Below are 232 nucleotides of genomic sequence, written 5' to 3'. Positions count from 1 at the left end.
ACAGGCCGGGAAAGAACATCAGGCCTCCTTACCGGGTTTATGGCTGAGCAGGCGTGAGACCAGATACGACCAGCCCAGGCACAGGCCACCGGCGACAATAAACCCCGCCGCGGGCAGCAGCAGCCACGCCCCGTAAGACAGCAGGCCGCCGCCCGCCAGCCCGACCAGCGGGGCAGCAATCATTAATAGTTTCATAAAAGGACCTCAGAGTGAGCGCAGACCCCGGCTCATT

At 62.5% G+C, this 232-nt stretch carries 1 protein-coding gene; it reads right to left on the bottom strand.

The window, feature by feature from the left end; genetic code table 11:
• Positions 1-18: 18 nt before the first annotated feature.
• Entirely contained in the window at positions 19-195 is a 177-nt protein-coding gene (locus tag AAC854_RS24855; protein ID WP_273546648.1) for a hypothetical protein, read from the bottom strand.
• Positions 196-232: the final 37 nt, after the last annotated feature.

Source organism: Xenorhabdus entomophaga (genome assembly GCF_037996725.1).
GTDB classification, from domain to species: Bacteria; Pseudomonadota; Gammaproteobacteria; order Enterobacterales; family Enterobacteriaceae; genus Xenorhabdus; species Xenorhabdus khoisanae.
This window is presented reverse-complemented; position numbering and strand designations above follow the sequence as displayed.

Coding starts and splice junctions, on each gene's coding strand:
- AAC854_RS24855 (WP_273546648.1), bottom strand. CDS start 195: ATGAAACTATTAATGATTGCTGCCCCGCTGGTCGGGCTGGCGGGCGGC.